This window comes from Candidatus Methylomirabilota bacterium, from assembly GCA_003104975.1.
In the GTDB taxonomy this organism is placed as follows: domain Bacteria; phylum Methylomirabilota; class Methylomirabilia; order Methylomirabilales; family Methylomirabilaceae; genus Methylomirabilis.
This window is the reverse complement of record PQAM01000006.1, coordinates 1-15,144: the sequence shown is the minus strand read 5'-3', so window position 1 is coordinate 15,144 and position 15,144 is coordinate 1. Positions and strand designations below refer to the sequence as shown.

At 61.1% G+C, this 15,144-nt stretch carries 18 protein-coding genes; 15 read left to right on the top strand and 3 right to left on the bottom strand.

Features of this window, described 5'->3' with window-relative positions; genetic code table 11:
* Positions 1 to 158 precede the first annotated feature (158 nt).
* From C3F12_02640 to C3F12_02570, 15 genes are all read left to right on the top strand, one after another.
* The gene (locus C3F12_02640; GenBank protein PWB47862.1) at positions 159 to 1,385 is read left to right on the top strand and encodes a methyltransferase; all 1,227 of its coding nucleotides are present in this window, start codon (positions 159 to 161) and stop codon (positions 1,383 to 1,385) included.
* A gap of 14 nt (positions 1,386 to 1,399) precedes the next feature.
* Positions 1,400 to 2,362 (top strand): radical SAM protein, encoded by a 963-nt coding sequence (locus C3F12_02635; protein ID PWB47861.1) that lies wholly within the window; start codon positions 1,400 to 1,402, stop codon positions 2,360 to 2,362.
* Between the two features lie 11 nt (positions 2,363 to 2,373).
* Positions 2,374 to 3,501 carry an inorganic phosphate transporter gene (locus C3F12_02630; protein ID PWB47860.1) on the top strand — a complete coding sequence of 376 codons (1,128 nt, stop codon included), beginning with the start codon at positions 2,374 to 2,376 and terminating at the stop codon, positions 3,499 to 3,501.
* A 22-nt stretch (positions 3,502 to 3,523) separates the two neighbouring features.
* Positions 3,524 to 4,042: a hypothetical protein gene (locus C3F12_02625; protein ID PWB47859.1), complete on the top strand. Its 519-nt coding sequence runs from the start codon at positions 3,524 to 3,526 to the stop codon at positions 4,040 to 4,042.
* Positions 4,043 to 4,060: 18 nt separating this feature from the next.
* Positions 4,061 to 4,321 (top strand): hypothetical protein, encoded by a 261-nt coding sequence (locus C3F12_02620; GenBank protein PWB47858.1) that lies wholly within the window; start codon positions 4,061 to 4,063, stop codon positions 4,319 to 4,321.
* The gene (locus C3F12_02615; protein PWB47857.1) at positions 4,293 to 5,024 is read left to right on the top strand and encodes a TVP38/TMEM64 family protein; all 732 of its coding nucleotides are present in this window, start codon (positions 4,293 to 4,295) and stop codon (positions 5,022 to 5,024) included. Before C3F12_02620 ends, C3F12_02615 begins: the two co-directional genes overlap by 29 nt.
* Positions 5,008 to 5,796 (top strand): hypothetical protein, encoded by a 789-nt coding sequence (locus C3F12_02610; GenBank protein PWB47856.1) that lies wholly within the window; start codon positions 5,008 to 5,010, stop codon positions 5,794 to 5,796. Before C3F12_02615 ends, C3F12_02610 begins: the two co-directional genes overlap by 17 nt.
* Before the next feature lie 12 nt (positions 5,797 to 5,808).
* Positions 5,809 to 6,534 (top strand): glycosyl transferase, encoded by a 726-nt coding sequence (locus tag C3F12_02605; GenBank protein ID PWB47855.1) that lies wholly within the window; start codon positions 5,809 to 5,811, stop codon positions 6,532 to 6,534.
* Positions 6,534 to 7,952, top strand: coding sequence for a pyridine nucleotide-disulfide oxidoreductase (locus tag C3F12_02600; protein ID PWB47854.1), 1,419 nt, complete (start codon positions 6,534 to 6,536; stop codon positions 7,950 to 7,952). The genes C3F12_02605 and C3F12_02600 overlap by 1 nt, the downstream gene beginning before the upstream one ends.
* Positions 7,952 to 8,515: a hypothetical protein gene (locus C3F12_02595; GenBank protein ID PWB47853.1), complete on the top strand. Its 564-nt coding sequence runs from the start codon at positions 7,952 to 7,954 to the stop codon at positions 8,513 to 8,515. The genes C3F12_02600 and C3F12_02595 overlap by 1 nt, the downstream gene beginning before the upstream one ends.
* An 18-nt stretch (positions 8,516 to 8,533) precedes the next feature.
* On the top strand, positions 8,534 to 9,286 hold the full coding sequence (locus tag C3F12_02590) for a hypothetical protein (protein PWB47852.1): 753 nt from the start codon (positions 8,534 to 8,536) through the stop codon (positions 9,284 to 9,286).
* A gap of 139 nt (positions 9,287 to 9,425) precedes the next feature.
* A complete protein-coding gene (locus C3F12_02585; GenBank protein PWB47851.1) occupies positions 9,426 to 9,839 on the top strand; it encodes a heavy metal-responsive transcriptional regulator in 414 nt (137 codons plus the stop codon).
* Between the two features lie 11 nt (positions 9,840 to 9,850).
* Positions 9,851 to 12,280 (top strand): heavy metal translocating P-type ATPase, encoded by a 2,430-nt coding sequence (locus C3F12_02580; protein ID PWB47850.1) that lies wholly within the window; start codon positions 9,851 to 9,853, stop codon positions 12,278 to 12,280.
* Between the two features lie 213 nt (positions 12,281 to 12,493).
* Positions 12,494 to 12,829, top strand: a complete 336-nt coding sequence (locus tag C3F12_02575) for a hypothetical protein (GenBank protein PWB47849.1) — start codon at positions 12,494 to 12,496, stop codon at positions 12,827 to 12,829.
* Positions 12,829 to 13,734 carry a hypothetical protein gene (locus tag C3F12_02570; protein ID PWB47848.1) on the top strand — a complete coding sequence of 302 codons (906 nt, stop codon included), beginning with the start codon at positions 12,829 to 12,831 and terminating at the stop codon, positions 13,732 to 13,734. Before C3F12_02575 ends, C3F12_02570 begins: the two co-directional genes overlap by 1 nt.
* 248 nt (positions 13,735 to 13,982) lie before the next feature.
* Here the strand turns inward: C3F12_02570 and C3F12_02565 are convergent, their stop codons facing one another.
* The 3 genes from C3F12_02565 to C3F12_02555 all read right to left on the bottom strand — a co-directional run.
* The gene (locus tag C3F12_02565; protein ID PWB47847.1) at positions 13,983 to 14,141 is read right to left on the bottom strand and encodes a copper-binding protein; all 159 of its coding nucleotides are present in this window, start codon (positions 14,139 to 14,141) and stop codon (positions 13,983 to 13,985) included.
* Positions 14,142 to 14,287: 146 nt separating this feature from the next.
* On the bottom strand, positions 14,288 to 14,719 hold the full coding sequence (locus tag C3F12_02560; GenBank protein ID PWB47846.1) for a hypothetical protein: 432 nt from the start codon (positions 14,717 to 14,719) through the stop codon (positions 14,288 to 14,290).
* Between the two features lie 326 nt (positions 14,720 to 15,045).
* Positions 15,046 to 15,144, bottom strand: a 99-nt coding sequence (locus C3F12_02555) for a glutaredoxin family protein (protein ID PWB47845.1), incomplete at its 5' end; no start/stop codon positions are given.

Genomic DNA, 15,144 nt, shown 5'->3' with positions numbered 1-15,144 from the left:
AGCGGGAATCCATTGATGTTACTGGATACCCGCTTTCGCGGGTATGACGGCTTATGTGCGCTAACTTTCGCAAGTAAGTACTAGGCCCGATCTTTTGTAGATCAGGCTGACCTTGGGGCCGGCTGAAAAAGCCGGAATGTTTTTCGCGGGAGGTGGACATGAGGGAAGAAACGCCTGTGAGTGGCGAGAGGCAACGAACAAATAACGGGAAGAACAACGGTAATGCTCGAAGGGCCGGTGTTGAAGAGGCGGTGTTGGAGCGGTATGAGCAAGCGGCCCGGGAGGTTGAGGCCGGCTTGTGTGTCCCGGTCAACTACGACCGATCTCTCCTGGAAGTCATCCCCGAGGAGATCATCAGGAAGGATTACGGGTGTGGAGACCCGTCACGATACGTGAGGGAAGGGGAGACCGTTCTCGATCTCGGTTCCGGGAGTGGGAAGGCCTGTTACATCATTTGCCAGATCGTCGGGCCGAAGGGGAAGGTCATCGGCGTCGACTTCAATGAGGAGATGCTGGTGCTGGCCCGTAAGTATCAGGACGCTGTAGGACAGCGGCTTGGTTATCACAACGTGGAGTTTCGCCGAGGCAGGATTCAAAATCTCAAGCTCAATCTGGATCTCGTGGAAGAATATCTGACGCGTCACCCTGTGCATCGCACCGCTGATCTTTTCAAACTGCGCGAATTCGAGGAGCGAATCTCGCAGACGCACCCGCTGATTCCTGATGAATCGATCGATGTGATTGTCTCCAACTGTGTCCTGAATCTGGTCCGGTCCGAGGACAAGCGGCAGCTTTTTTCCGAGATGTATCGCGTTCTCAAGAAAGGCGGACGGGTCGCCATTGCCGATATCGTGAGCGATGAACCTGTTCCGGACCACCTGAAGCACGATCCCGAGCTCTGGAGCGGCTGCGTCTCAGGCGCCTTCCAGGAAGAAGAGTTACTCCGCGCCTTTGAGGAGGCTAAGTTCTACGGGATGCATATCGAGGAGATGAGGGCGGAACCGTATCAGACGATCGAGGGGATCGAGTTTCGCTCGATCACGCTCACGGCCTACAAGGGAAAGGAAGGACCCTGCATTGAGCGAAACCAGGCGGTGATCTATCGTGGCCCGTGGAAACAGGTAGTCGACGATGACAACCACGTTCTGCCGCGTGGGGTACGGGTCGCGGTCTGCGACAAGACCTACCAGCTCTATGCCAAGCCCCCATATCAGGATCAGGTTATCCCTGTGCCGCCCAGAGAAGAGATCCCGCTGGAGGAGGCCGAAGTGTTTGACTGCAGGCGGACGGAGCGGCGCCATCCCCGCGAGACCAAGGGAATGGACTACAAGGCCACGCAGACCTCGCCCAATGTCTGCGGTCCTGGAAGCGCCTGCTGTCCGTGAGTGACGAGCGAACCATGCAACACTTTGCTCAGAGGATTAAGGAGGCCGGTGACGGCTTTCGCAAGCGTCAGATCGATGTGCTCCAGGTGAACATGGGGAGATACTGCAACCAGGCCTGCATCCACTGCCATGTGGAGGCGGGGCCGGGACGCAAGGAGATCATGGGGCGTGAAACCGTCGAGGCCGTTCTCCAGTTTGTAGAGAGCTCGGCGATCCCCACTGTAGACATCACGGGCGGCGCGCCTGAACTGAATCCAAACTTCGAGTACCTTGTGAAGTCCTGCGTGCGGCTCAAGCGCCATGTCATCGATCGGTGCAACCTCACCGTTCTCTTTGAGCCTGGGAAATACTACCTGCCGGAGTTCTTCAGGGAGAATCGGGTTGAGTTGATCGCTTCGCTGCCTTGCTATCTCGAAGCGAACGTGGATCGCCAGCGAGGAGACGGGACATTCGAGTTGAGCATCCGAGCCCTCCAGATGTTGAACCGTCTGGGCTACAGCATGCCGGGAACAGGGCTGGAGTTGCACCTGGTCTACAATCCGCTGGGCGCGCACTTGCCGCCGCCGCAGGCCGGGCTGGAAGCCGACTACAAGCGCGTCCTTCACGAGAAATATGGCATTGTGTTTAACCGCCTCTACTGCCTCACGAACGTGCCGATCACACGCTTCGAGAAGTTCCTGACGCTGCGCCGGGAGTACGACCGCTACATGGGTCTCCTGGAGTCGGCCTTCAACCCGGCAACCTTGGACCGTGTGATGTGCAGGAACCTGTTGAGCGTGGGCTGGGAAGGGTCGGTGTACGATTGTGATTTCAATCAGGCACTTAACATGCCGCTGCAAGATGGAAAAGGACGGCCGCTGAAGATCTGGGAACTGGCTGCAGATGCAGTCGAGGGCCGCCAGATCCTGGTCGGGAACCACTGCTATGCCTGTACCGCTGGGGCAGGGAGCAGTTGCGGTGGGGCCATAATCTCATAAGGAGCACGCATATGCCTTGGACGGTACTGCTATTCGCGGCGTCGATGTTCGTTGCCTATGCCAACGGGGCCAATGACAATTTTAAGGGGGTGGCCACCCTCTTTGGGAGCGGCACGACGACCTACAGAAAGGCCCTCTGGTTGGCGACGGGGGCAACGCTTACCGGTTCAGTGGCCGCCGCGTTTGTTGCCACAACGCTGATCCAGACGTTTGGGGGACGTGGTCTGATCCCCGCCGCCCTCGCAGGGTCGAAGCCGTTTCTCGTGGCCGTCATCCTGGGTGCGGCCTTCACCGTGGCCCTGGCAACCAAGATTGGGGCGCCCATCTCGACCACCCACAGTCTGACCGGCGCCATGATCGGGACCGGCCTTGTGGCAGTGGGATTCGATTTGGGTTTCTCGACGCTGTGGACCAACTTTTTGAAACCGCTCATGGTGAGCCCATTACTGGCCGTGGGATTGGCGTTGCTCGCGTACCCCCTGTTCAGGCTTGCGGCCAATTGGACAGGCATCACAAAAGAGGCCTGTCTCTGTGTAGGGGAGGAATTTGTGCCCGTTGCCGTCGCCACGACCGCTGAAGGGCGTCACCTGCCCATTGGGACAACGCCCCTTCGTGTCGTCCTGGATGAAGCGGAGGGGTGCCGGCGGCGCTATACCGGTACGATGATGGGCGTAAGTGCCCAGACCGTCCTCGACGGCGTCCATTACCTGAGCGCAGGGGCGGTGAGCTTTGCCAGAGGGCTCAACGATACCCCGAAGATCGTCGCGCTGGGTGTTGCAGCGGGAAGTGTTGACCTCACGTGGGGGGCGTCTCTGGTCGCGTTGTTCATGGCTTTGGGCGGGCTGCTGCATGCGCGGAGCGTGGCCGAGACCGTGAGCACACGGATCACCGCGATGGACGCCGACCAGGGGGTCATCGCGAATCTCGTGACGAGCTTTCTGGTCATCTTCGCCTCCAGGTGGGGTCTGCCGGTCTCGACCACCCACGTCTCGTGCGGGGCGCTGTTCGGGATTGGCGCCAGCAACGGCAAGGCTCAATGGGGTGTGGTCCGGAATATCGTGCTGGCCTGGGTTATCACGCTTCCGGTCGCGGCGTTAGTGGCGGCAGGCATCTACGTCCTGTTGCAACGGGTCGCCTGAAGGCGCACATGCGAGCTCACTGATGGGACGGCTTCAGGATCTGACCAACGTGCTGATGGTGCAGCTCTACAAGCGTCTGCCCTGGCTTTCCGAGCGCTGGGCCAGGCGCCATCGTTTCGTGGAGACGGAAGGGATCCCGTGGACGCTTGTGAAGAAGCCGATTCGAGAGAGTGTGATCGGCCTCGTGACTACGGCGGGGGTCCACCTGAAGGCTCAACCCCCTTTTGACATGGACGATCCGAACGGCGATCCCAGCTTTCGAGTCATTTCGGCGGACACAAAGCCACAAGAGCTGACGATCACCCACAAATACTATGACCACTCAGCGGCAGACAAAGATCTCAATGTGGTCCTGCCCTTGGACCGACTGAAGGAGCTCAAGGCCGAAGGGCTGATCGGGGGGATCGCCCCCTTTGTCTATGGCTTCATGGGGCATATTGACGGCCCGCACGTGAAGACGCTGGTACAGCAGACCGCACCTGAGGTAGCGCGTCGCCTGCGGCGCGACGGGGCAGAGGCTGTGGTCCTCACCCCGGCCTGAGGGCTCTGCAACCAGGCCGTGGGCCTGCTGCAGCGTGCCATCGAGGCGGAAGGGATTCCGACGATCGGGATCACGCTCCAGAAAGAGGTGACGAAGAAGGTGAAGCCGCCACGGGCCCTTTACCTTCACTACCCTTTCGGCCATCCCCTCGGCGAAGCCTTTGCTGTCAAGCAGCAGCGCACGATCCTGCTTGATGCGCTGCAGGCCCTGGAGACCATGACCGAACCGGGGACCATCCTGGAGCCGGGGTATCGGTGGAGGAGGCATCGCTTTGAGTGAAGTCGTTCACAGGTCAAAAAGACCGTGGGAACGGTTGCTCCTGCTGGCGGGGATCGTCCTGGCAGGGGCGTTCCTGGCCAGGGCCTTCGGCCTCCAGGAGATCCTCAGCCTGAAAAATCTTGCCTATCTAAAGGTGTGGATCGACAGTTTTGGATCGTTAGCTCCCCTCGTCTTCATCACGGGCTACATCCTGGCGGTCATCTTCTTCGTGCCTGGCCTCCCGATCACGGTCCTGGGTGGCGTCGCCTTCGGTCCCATCTGGGGAACCGTCTATGTCTCCATCGCCTCCACTATCGGCGTGGCGCTCACCTTCCTCATCGCCCGCTATGGCGCGAGGGGGATGGTGGAGCGGTGGGTATCGGAGAACCGCCGGCTCGCGAAGATCGACCAGGCGGTGGCCCGGTACGGCTGGCAGATTGTCATGATTACCCGTCTCGTCCCCCTGTTTCCCTTCAACCTTCAAAACTACGCCTACGGTCTAACCCGGATCGGCTTCTGGAGCCATCTCCTGACCTCCTGGCCTTGCATGCTGCCAGGGACAGCGGCCTACACCTTCGCCGGTGGCGCCCTCTCAGAAGGGGGCGGGGACATACAGCGGACTTTGCTTTACCTGGGGATTGCGGGGGCCTTGCTGGTCTTGGTTACGCTTATTCCCCGATGGCTGAACAAAACCAGCCCAGCCACGGATGACCTGCTGCGGTGAACCGGTGATGAGAAGAGCACAACGGAGCATCATCTACACCTCCGCCTTTGTCGCCGTACTCTCGCTCTGTGCGGTCGCCTGGGGTCTTGGCGGGGAACTGCTGGTGGTGGACCGATTCGGCCCTCCAACCGATCCAGGGGGCCTACCCCACGGCTGGACATCGTTGACATTCCGGAAGATCCCTGCGAAGACCCGTTACACCGTGATTCAGGAGGGTGACAACTACATCGTGAAAGCGGAAAGCCATGCATCGGCTTCTGGCCTGTACAAGGCGCTGGACCTCGATCCAAAGGTCTACCAGATCCTCTCCTGGCGATGGAAGGTGGAGAATATCCTCGCCAAGGGAGATGCCCGCCGCAAAGAAGGCGACGACTACCCAGCTCGCGTGTACGTGGCCTTCCAGTATGACGCTCGAAACGCCACACTCTGGGAGAGGACCAGCTATGGGACTTACAAGCTCATCTATGGCGAGTACCCGCCAAAGCATGTCATTAACTACATCTGGGACAACCGACTCCCCAGGGGAACGGCCATCGATAACGCCTACACCGATCGGGCGAAGATGATCGCTGTGGAGAGTAGGGCGGAAAACGTGGGGCGGTGGGTGCTCGAGGAGCGAAACCTCTATGCCGATTATAAGCGCCTCTTCGGCGCAGAACCTCCTCGGATCGCCGGTATCGCGCTGATGACCGACACCGACAATACCGGTGAGTCCGCTGTGGCGTACTACGACGACATTGTGCTCCGGTCGGTGGAAAGCGGGGACCGTTAGGAGGCAGGAGAGATGCTAAGCGTGATCATTCCGGTCCTCAACGAGGCAGAGAATCTTGAGCGCCTGCTTCCGCATCTCCGGGTGGTTTGCCCCGGGGTCGAAGTCATTGTCGTGGACGGGGGAAGTGAGGATGAGACCAGCGCGGTTGTGCGCCGGTTTCCCCATGTGAGGCTCTTCTCGAGCGAGCGGGGGAGGGCCAGGCAAATGAACGCAGGCACGAAGGTGGCGAAGGGGCAGAGCCTGCTCTTCCTCCATGCTGATACGCTCCTGCCTGCCGGGGCAGAAGCGGCGATCCTTGAAGCCGTGAGCAATCCCGATATTGTGTCTGGACGCTTCGACATCCGATTTGATAATCCTCGCCCGGTCTTCACGGTCATCGCCTTTTTTATCAACCTTCGCTCGCGCCTCACGAAGATCTGCACCGGTGATCAGGCCCTCTTTGTGAGACGGCAGACATTCGAAGAGTTGGAAGGGTATCCTGACATCCCTTTGATGGAAGATGTGGAGCTGACGAAACGGCTGAAAAAGATGGGGAGGATGGCATGTCTTCGCTCGAAGGTCACGACATCGGCGCGGAAGTGGGAGCGGGAGGGAATCTTCCGGATCATCCTGCTGATGTGGACTCTTCGTTTTCTCTATTTCGTCGGTGTGGGCTCTGATCTACTCTACCGGCTCTACTACGGCCACGCGCCTTCATCGGATGTTAAACGGCCCGCTTCAAGCGCAAGGAGGATCTGATGGACACCTTTGATCTTGCCGTGATCGGGGGCGGTACGGCGGGGCTTGTGACTGCTGCCGGCGCTGCGTCCCTCGGCGTCAAGGTCGCGCTCATCGAGCGCGACCGGCTTGGGGGCGAATGCCTACACACGGGCTGCGTCCCCTCCAAGGCCCTGATCCGCTCCGCGAAAGTCCTGCACCTGATGCGCCGGGCAGCCGATTTTGGCCTGAATACGCCCGAGGTCTCCTTCGATTTTGTGAAGGTGATGGACCGGATGCGACAGGTGCAACAGCAGGTAGGAAAGCACGACTCCCCGGAGCGGTTTAAGGGGCTCGGTGTCACGCTCTTTTCCGACCAGGCGAGCTTCTTCTCCCCTACAGAGCTCAAGGTTGGAGGGGAGCGGATTGCCGCCAAGAAGGTCGTCATCGCCACCGGCTCAAGGACTGCTGTCCCTCCGATTGAGGGGTTGGAGGAGGTCGGCTTCCTAGACCACGTCAGCGCTTTGACGCTTTCGCATCTCCCTCGATCGGTCGTAATCCTGGGGGCAGGGCCCATTGGAATCGAGTTCGCCCAGCTCTTCGCGCGCTTTGGCGTCCGGGTAATAGTCTTGGAGGTGGTGGGGCAGATCCTGCCTCGGGAAGAGCAAGAGATCGCCCAGGCGCTGGAGGCGATCCTCCGGACTGAGGGGATCGACATCCACACCTGCACCAAGGCATTTCGAGTAGAGAAGGATGGAACTCAGAAGCTTGTCCACGGAGAGTGCAGCGGTGTAGCGGTGACCTTTAGGGCCGAGGAGATCTTCCTGGCGACCGGCAGGCGGCCGAATGTGGAGGGGTTGAACCTCGAGGCGGCAGGGGTGAGCTATAACAGTAAGGGGATCATTGTGGACGAAACGTTACGGACCACCGCTCGGAACATCTGGGCCTGTGGCGACATCACAGGGAAGCTCCTCTTTACCCACGTGGCAGAGTATCAGGCCCGTCTGGTCGTCCGCAATGCGCTGTTTCCGTTCAAGAGCAAGGCGAACTATTCAGCCGTCCCCTGGTGCACCTTCACCGATCCCGAGGTGGCCAGGGTCGGCTTAACCGAGGTCGAAGCCGGGGAGCAGTTCGGAAATGTGAAGGTCTATCGGTACAGCTTTGGAGACCTGGACCGAGCCCTCTGCGACGGGGAGGCGGTAGGCCTGATAAAGCTTGTCTGTACGCCGAAGGGGAAGATCATGGGAGCCCATATCCTGGGCCCTCAGGCCGGCGACCTCATCCAGGAGGTGATCCTCGCGATGCGGAAGGGGCTCCCGGTCGGCGCGCTCGCACAGACCATCCATACCTACCCCACCCTCGCCGAGGGCGTGCGCCGGGCGGCCGATCAGTACTACCGGGAAAAGCTGTTCAGTGGGCCGCTCAAGGGGTTCCTTCAGTTGCTCATGCGTCTTGGCTAGTGTCCTGGGTCAGAAGTTCGATGAAGAGGTCGGGGCTCTCTGTATCGTCATTCCCGCCAAAGCGGGAATCCAGAACTCGCGTATTTTCCTGGATTCCGGCTCGCGCCCGCTATGCGGCCCCCGACCTGATCGGGGGCGGAATGACGGCCAGAAATATGCAACGAATTTCAGAAACAGGACACCAGGAAGAGATGGTCGAAACGGCCCACAGGTTGGAGGATGAAATGGTACGGAGAACGTGGAAGTGGCTTTTCGTGGGCTTAGTGGCCTTCGCGGCTTCGATGGGGGGTTCGGGTCCGGCCTTGGCGGGGACGGCGGGGCCTTTCAGTGAGGTTGTGAACGGCGCACCCATCATGACCGTGTTACCGAAAGACGCGATCCCCGCCATTGATCATCCCACGTTCGTCTCCGCTACCGAGGGCGACCGGGTCATGCAGCCGGAGGAGCCGGTCCTCGGCCTCACCGATGGGAAGGTCGCCAAGGCCTACTCACTCTGGCAACTCAACCACCATGAGATTGTGAACGACCAGCTCGGGACCCTCCCCATTGCCGTGACCTGGTGACCCCTCTGCTTTACGGGCATCGTGTATGTCCGGCCGACGCACCAGGGCAAGCCGATCACCTTCGGGGTCAGTGGACGGCTTTGGAAGGACGCCTTGGTCATGTATGATCGCGAAACCGACAGCCTCTGGAGCCACGTCACAGGAAGCGCCATTGTCGGGCCGCTGAGAGGGCAGACCTTGACACCCTATCCGGCTTCCCACACCACCTGGAAGCAGTGGAGACGGCTCCATCCTGATACCCTCGTCCTCTCGAAGCAGAGCGCCTTCGGGGTCGAGGGAACCCGTAACACCTACCAGCGTTACTTCGAAGACCAGGCGAAGCTGGGGATCTTCAGAACCAGGAATCCGGACGCCGTCCTCCCCGGCAAGGAGTTCGTCCTGGGATTGAGTCTGGGCGACACGCGAGTCGCCTATCCCTATCGCGATCTGAACCGCCAGCCCCTCGTGCAGGATATGGTGAGCGGCGAACCGATCCTGGTGGCCTTCTCGGCGAAAGAGGCGACGGCGGTGGCCTTCGCGAGGCGAATGGGGGAGCGGGTCCTGGAGTTTACGAGCTTGCGTGAGGTGAACGGCGACCTGGTGATGGAGGACCGGCAAACCGGTTCAACGTGGCAGGCGCTCACCGGCACGGCCATCAAAGGTCAGCTCAGCGGCAGCCGGCTACGCCAGCTCCCAACCACCAGGGCCTTCTGGTTTGCGTGGAAGGGGTTTTATCCCCAGACCCAACTCTGGCGGGCTTCATCACCCATCCCTTCGCACTTCCAACCGTGAGGTCCTAGGGTTACGCTCCCGCCTGGTTAATAGTCTTTCTGAGTTCAGTGCAAACCGGAGATCCATAAAAAGTTCTCCATACCCCTTGACTCCGTACCTAGGTGCAGGGTCTATCTTATAATTGAGTTGAGGTGAGGACATGCAGACATTGACCATAGGGCAGTTGGCGAAGCAAGCCCATGTGCATATCGAAACGATTCGCTACTACGAGCGGCGAAGGCTCATACCCGAGCCGCCTCGACGCGAATCCGGGTACCGTCAGTATCCCCTCGAGGCCGTCGAGCGGATCCGGTTCATCAGGCGCGCGCAGGAGTTGGGGTTCTCGTTGAAAGAAATCGTGGAACTCCTGTCTCTGCGTATCGATCCCGAGACGACGAGCGCAGACATTAAAAGGCGAGCGCAAGCCAAAATCGCCGATATCGACGCAAAGGTTCGCGACCTGGAACAGATGAAGACGGCGCTGATGAAGCTGGCTGCCGCCTGTCGAGGTCGCGGCCCCACCAGCGAGTGTCCGATCCTGGAGACCCTCGCATCGGATGGGAGAAAGCAGTAAGGGAGGCACACATGAGCATGGAAATGACCGTTGAATCTACACAGCGCTTCTGGAGCGACGAGCCTTCGAAACGACCAGGCCACCGGCGAATCCGCGCCCATATTGGCGGGCTGCACTGTTCGTTGTGTACCGGCACCATCGAGCGGGCACTGGGCAAGCAGACCGGGGTGGACAAGGTCGCGGTGAGCCTGACCCATGAACAAGCGCTTATCGAGTACGACCCCGCGCTTGCCAGAGCCGAGGAGCTGTTGCAGACGCTCAAGGATATCGGCTACACCATCTCCGATCCGCGCAAGCTGCGTGCGTGTGAGGAAGAAGAGCGCGCGCTGGTGCGCGAGCGCGAGCGTTTCCTCGCCGCGTTGGCCATGAGCATCGCCGCGATGGGGTTGGCCGGGTACCCGATCGATAGCGCGTGGTTCGTGCTCTGTGTGTTTTCGATCGCGAGCATGGTGGGGTTCTCCTTCGTGGTCCTGCGCAGCTATGGCGTGCGGTGGGCGCTGTCGGGCTCGGCCCTGCTCGCTGCATTCGGGGCAGGCACCTACGCTCTCCAGTTGCGCGGCGCGTTCGGCGGCGCCACGCCGTGGCTCGCCGGCGCGCTCGCCCTGACCGTCATCTTCGGCGTGGGTGGGCACATTGCGCGCATGGGCTTCATGGCGCTGCGGCGCGGCATCCTGAACCAGCACGTGCTCGTTGAGGCCGGGGCCTTCGCAGGACTGATCGGCGGCGTGGTCGGCTTGACTTTCGACCTGCCGGATTATCCGACGACCGCGTTTTTCTCGGTGGCCGTGATGGTCCTTGCCTATCACATCTTCTCAGAATGGCTGTCGCTGATCGTGAAAACCCGCAGTTCGCAGGCGGTCAAGAAGCTGCTGGACCTGGAGCCTGACGTGGCCTCTATCGTCAAGGATGGTACGGAGCAAGAAGTGCCGCTCGAAGCGGTGCGCATCGGGGACGTGGTCCGCATTCGACCGGGCGGGCGGGTCCCGGTGGACGGTCAGGTCGAGTCGGGTGAATCGGATGTGGACGAATCCCTCGTCACCGGCGAGCCGCTCCCCGTGGAGAAGCGCCCGGGCGACCGGACGGTGAGCGGTTCCCTCAACGGTCGCGGCACGCTGCTGGTGCGGGTCGCGGCGGTGGGTGAGGAGAGTTTCCTCCGGCAGGTGATCCGCAGTGTCGAAGGCGCGCGGGCGCTGAAGCCAGGCCTGCTGCACCTGGTGGACCGTGTGCTGCGCGTCTACACCCCGATGGTGCTGCTCACCGCGGCCGGCGCGACCCTCGTGTGGGCGCTCGGCCCGCTGGTCGTCGGATCCGCCCCCGATCTGCGCCGAGCGATGTTTGCCGGCCTGAGTGTGCTGGTCATGGGCTATCCCTGCGCGGTGGGGATCTCGGCGCCGCTGTCGATCGTGCGGGGCGCAGGTCAGGCGGCCGAACGCGGCGTGCTGATGCGCACGGGTGAGGCGTTTCAAGCCCTGCGACGGGTGCAGTGCGTGGTCTTCGACAAGACCGGGACGCTGACCGAGGGTCGCCCCGCGTTACGGGCGATCGTTCCGCTGGCGTGCTCGGAAGAGGAACTGCTCGTGCTGGCTGGGGCTGCAGAGGTCGGGTCTGAACACCCGCTGGCTCGCGCCGTGGTAGATGCGGCGACCAAACGCGGCATCGCGCTTCCGGAGGTACAGGAATTCGAGGCTGTGGCGGGTCAGGGCGTCCGGGCGCGTCTTAACCATTCGCGGGTGCTGGTCGGCAGCCCGGATTTTCTCGCGAGCCACGCCGTCAATCTGCAGCCGCAGGACGGACGTATCAAGGCGATCGAAGCGGAAGGGCTGACCGTGATCGGCGTGGCGCGGGGAGACGAACTGCTGGGCCTGCTGGCGCTCGGCGACGGTCTGCGGCCCGACGCAGTGGAGACGGTGCGCCGCCTGCATGCGCTCGGCATCGGAACAAGCTTGATCACCGGCGACAACGAGGAGGCGGCGCGTTATTTCGCCCGCGCCGCCGGCATCGCGGACGTGCATGCGCGCGTGCTGCCGGCCGAGAAAGCGACGATGATCCGCACGCTTCAGCAGGGCGCCCGTACGGCCATGGTTGGCGATGGGATCAACGACGCGCCGGCGCTCATGCAGGCCGAGGTCGGCATCGCCTTCGGCAGCGGCGCCGACATCGCCATCGAATCCGCCGATGTGATCATCCTCAACCAGCGGCTGGGCGCCGTGCTCGACGCCTACGAGGTCAGCCGGTACAGCTACCGAAAGATGGTGCAAAACGTCTTCCTCGCATTCCTGTTCAACGGTGTCGGGATTCCGGCCGCCGCGACAGGATTGATCTACCCCATCTGGGGCATGGTGGCCATGGCGGCCAGCGTGACGTCGATCTTCATCAATTCCCTGTGGGGCCGAGGCGCCTACTTCTTCGAGGCCATCAAGGGGGTCGGGCATCACTCGTAGATGTCTTCCAGCGTAGAGGCTTAAGAAAGGAGGAGCGGTATGGGAAAGCGAATAACGCAGGTCTCCGCTGTGATCGGATTGGCTGTGGTCCTGGCGTTAGCGTTTCCCGCGTTGACCGTGGCTGAGATCAAGCAGGTCCAGATGGGTGTCGATGGGATGGTCTGAGCCACCTGAGCATACGGGGTCCGAAAGGCCCTAACACGCCTGGATGGCGTGGACAAGGTAAAGGTCAGCTTGGAGTTGGCGCAGGTAGAGATTAAGCTCAAGGAAGGCCAGCGACTCGAGGTGGAGAAGCTCAGGAAGCTCGTCGTGGATGCAGGGTTTACGCCGACCTGGATCCGGTTCGAGGCGGTAGGTCGGCTTACTACCCGAGACGGCAGTCCGGCATTCGAAGTGCGGGGAACGGAGCAAGTCATCCCGCTTGTGGCCGATGAGCAGTTTGAGACACTGCGGAAGGCCGCGAAGTTGGATGGCAGGCGCGTGAGCATCGTAGGGATGATCCCGAAAGAGAAGGAGTGGGCGCAGGTTGAGCGATTTGAGGTCCAGTAATGGCAACGAAAAACGGAAGGAGAGGTCGGTGGATCCGCGTTCTCGGATGGGTTGCTGTTTGCTGGGTGTCAGGGCCGGACCCGAGCTTCGCTGATCCGATTGTCGGCGTCGGGCCTACCACGCTCTTTTCCCTTGGAACAGCCGTGCGGGGTCTCGGGGTGTACACCCGTCTGAGTGACGGAGGCAATCGCCTCACCATCTGGGAGGCCCCAGTCTTGGCGCTCTATTCCCCTCGCCGCGATCTCAACGTAGCGTTGAGTCTCCCCTATGTCTCAAAAAATCTCACGCTGGAGGACGGCCGCCAGCGTGGCGCCGAGGGGGTCGGGGATCTTCGCCTCTTCGGCCTCTACCGCTTCTTCCGGCAGGACAGGCCCCATGGAACCATTGAGGCCACGCTGCTGGGCGGCCTGAAGCTTCCAACGGGTGACAGCGGGCGTCGCGATGCGCAAGGAAGGCTTCCGCCTGCCCTGCAGCCAGGGTCAGGCTCGGTCGATGGCCTGGTGGGGCTCAATCTGGGTTCGATCAGCCGGCGGTGGGGACTGTACCTCGGGGCGTTGGGCAAGGTCAACAGCGCGGCACGAGGGTTCAAGGCGGGGGATATGGTATCCTATGACCTCACTGTTCAATATCAGCTCTTTCCCGACTGGCCGATCCCGGACCTCTCCCAGTTTAATGTGGGCCTGGAGCTGGTGGGGACGACGGCAACCGAGGACAGAGTTGGGGGCACCTCCGTGTCCGAGTCCGGCGGGACCGAGTTCTTCCTGGCCCCGGGCTTCCAGTATTTTCTCGGTCCACAGTGGCTCATTGAAGCAGCCGTAGAACTCCCCATCAGCCGAGGCCTCGAGCGGCCCTTGGGCCTGAAGCCCGACGTGATCGTAATCTGGGGATTTCGGGGTGTGTTCTGAGCAGACCTTCTTGGCGCATCCTGCACAGACTTATCTTAATCCCATTGAACCGGCACGAGTCTAGTGCTTACTTGCGAAAGTTAGCGCACATAAACCGTCATACCCGCGAAGCTTGTCCCCGCAGGCTTAAAGCGGGGAGCGGGTATCCAGTAAAAACAATGGATTCCCGCTTAAGGACTGCGGGAATGACGTTACGGGTATTATTGCAATCAAGTACTAGGCCGGCATTGGCGGCTTCTGCAAGGGGTTTACTGTAAGCTAGCCTGGAACCCGGCCTTGCGTACCGCTTCGATCATTTGCTCGATGGTCACGACGCCTTGCTCATACGTGACGCGCGCGAGCTTGTCCTTAAAACTTACCTCTGCGCTTGTGACGCCCTTCAGCCCTTCCAGGGCCTTCTTGACCACGAGGGGTCAGGCGCCTCACGTCATGCCGTCAATCCGCAGGCGTACGACGGCGGTCTCTGAGGCCGTCGCCTCCCTCAGAAGCAGAAGAAGCGATGCTCCCATTCCCCAGAAAAGGAAGGTGCGTCGATCGTACTCACGCGTAGCCTTCATTGGGTCCCACCTCCATGGTTCATGTTGGAATGCTCCACTGCGGAGCCGGACATCGGCATGGTATCCGACCCACCGGATGTGACGCGCATCAGCAGGTCGGCGGTGAAGTTCGGGAGTTGGTCCAGTGCGACGGCTCCGGCCACAATAACAGTTGCAAGCAGGAGGAATACCAGATTCAATCGTCCACCTGACATCCTGCAACTAAGCGCATTGCATCGCTTGCGCTCACGAAGATAAAAGGCCCAGCCGAGACTGACCCCGATGATCCCCGCCGGGATGAAGATGGCCCGGTACTGCATGGTGGTCATCATGAAGGCCCCGCTGCCCAGCCCCAGCACAATCACCGCAAGCGGCAGGAGACAGCAGAGTGAAGCGATGGCCGCGGACACCATCCCAAAAAAGCCGGACTTCACATCTGGTATTCGCATGTCTCTCACACCTCACATCTTCTCAAGCGCATAGGCGCCGTAAGCATAGGTCACCCGTTGCGTGATCCCGTGGCACTCAACGATATCGCCGGGCCGCACGTCATCAGGAAGGACGACGACTTCATCTCCGACGGCGCAACTCGCGGTCTTGAGCACCACGGCTGACCAGTTACCGTCTTGCTCGCTCACCCGGAGCGAGAGGCCCGCTCAGTTAGGACAGGCGATGATGTCGCCTGAGCGCGTCCCCGCCGGAAGCTCGATCTCCTGCCCGCATCCATTGCAATGGACTGTAACCATCCTGCCTCCAAGACCTGACCGCAATGGCCTTAGCTGAGCCCGAGCAGTCGCTGAAGTTTCCCTCGATCGAAACCGACGACGACCTCGCCGTCGATGACTGTCACGGGTGTCGCCCGGTAGCCGAGCTT